The following is a 1697-nucleotide window of genomic DNA, read 5'->3' on the forward strand; positions in this document are numbered from 1 at the left end:
CCGCATTGCGAAGCAAAAGATAATCGGATAAAATGTAGCAATTCATATTCGTAAGCGTGGAGTAATCAGATGGGAAATTCCAAGTCAGCAGACAAGTAAGCCGCAACAACCAGTATTGTTGTTGCGGCGCTCTGTAAGGCTAGTCTCATCTGATTGCTGACGAGCAGACGTCGCCCGGTATTCCTTAATCGAGGGTTGATTCGTCATGACCACCACACGCCCCGCGTGGGCCTATACGCTGCCGGCAGCACTGCTGCTGATGGCTCCTTTCGACATCCTCGCTTCACTGGCGATGGATATTTATCTCCCTGTCGTTCCAGCGATGCCCGGCATCCTGAACACGACGCCCGCTATGATCCAACTCACGTTGAGCCTCTATATGGTGATGCTCGGCGTGGGCCAGGTGATTTTTGGTCCGCTCTCAGACAGAATCGGGCGACGGCCAATTCTACTTGCGGGCGCAACGGCTTTCGTCATTGCGTCTCTGGGAGCAGCTTGGTCTTCAACTGCACCGGCCTTTGTCGCTTTCCGTCTACTTCAAGCAGTGGGCGCGTCGGCCATGCTGGTGGCGACGTTCGCGACGGTTCGCGACGTTTATGCCAACCGTCCTGAGGGTGTCGTCATCTACGGCCTTTTCAGTTCGATGCTGGCGTTCGTGCCTGCGCTCGGCCCTATCGCCGGAGTATTGATCGGCGAGTTCTTGGGATGGCAGGCGATATTCATTACTTTGGCTATACTGGCGATGCTCGCACTCCTAAATGCGGGTTTCAGGTGGCACGAAACCCGCCCTCTGGATCAAGTCAAGACGCGCCGATCTGTCTTGCCGATCTTCGCGAGTCCGGCTTTTTGGGTTTACACTGTCGGCTTTAGCGCCGGTATGGGCACCTACTTCGTCTTCTTCTCGACGGCTCCCCGTGTGCTCATAGGCCAAGCGGAATATTCCGAGATCGGATTCAGCTTTGCCTTCGCCACTGTCGCGCTTGTAATGATCGTGACAACCCGTTTCGCGAAGTCCTTTGTCGCCAGATGGGGCATCGCAGGATGCGTGGCGCGTGGGATGGCGTTGCTTGTTTGCGGAGCGGTCCTGTTGGGGATCGGCGAACTTTACGGCTCGCCGTCATTCCTCACCTTCATCCTACCGATGTGGGTTGTCGCGGTCGGTATTGTCTTCACGGTGTCCGTTACCGCGAACGGCGCTTTGGCAGAGTTCGACGACATCGCGGGATCAGCGGTCGCGTTCTACTTCTGCGTTCAAAGCCTGATAGTCAGCATTGTCGGGACATTGGCGGTGGCACTTTTAAACGGTGACACAGCGTGGCCCGTGATCTGTTACGCCACGGCGATGGCGGTACTGGTTTCGTTGGGGCTGGTGCTCCTTCGGCTCCGTGGGGCTGCCACCGAGAAGTCGCCAGTCGTCTAACCGACGACTGGTAGCAGGCCCGCTCCGATGCGGCGCACTAACCATCGAAACCTCGTGAATGTCGGTATCCTGTCTGGCAGGATACCGCTCATTTCCCTTGTTCAGTTCATCGCCGTCGCCGAGCATCTGAATTTTCGGCATGCGGCCAAGGCACTTGGTATCAGCCAGTCGAGCGTCAGCGCGCGTGTGAAAGCGCTGGAGGATAACCTTGGTGTCCTGCTATTTGAGCGCCATGCGCGGGGCGTTCGGCTAACAGACGCAGGCAGGCACTTCATGG

At 57.0% G+C, this 1697-nt stretch carries 2 protein-coding genes; both read left to right on the top strand.

The genetic code is table 11. The features are described from left to right. Positions 1–205 precede the first annotated feature (205 nt). Positions 206–1420, top strand: a complete 1215-nt coding sequence (gene floR, locus FTU90_RS15870) for a chloramphenicol/florfenicol efflux MFS transporter FloR (protein WP_000214122.1) — start codon at positions 206–208, stop codon at positions 1418–1420. A gap of 27 nt (positions 1421–1447) precedes the next feature. Next, positions 1448–1697 (top strand): LysR family transcriptional regulator (locus tag FTU90_RS15875; RefSeq protein ID WP_130234736.1); only part of this gene is annotated, 250 nt, incomplete at its 3' end.

The organism is Acinetobacter sp. YH12200, from assembly GCF_013418175.1.
GTDB lineage: Bacteria > Pseudomonadota > Gammaproteobacteria > Pseudomonadales > Moraxellaceae > Acinetobacter > Acinetobacter pseudolwoffii.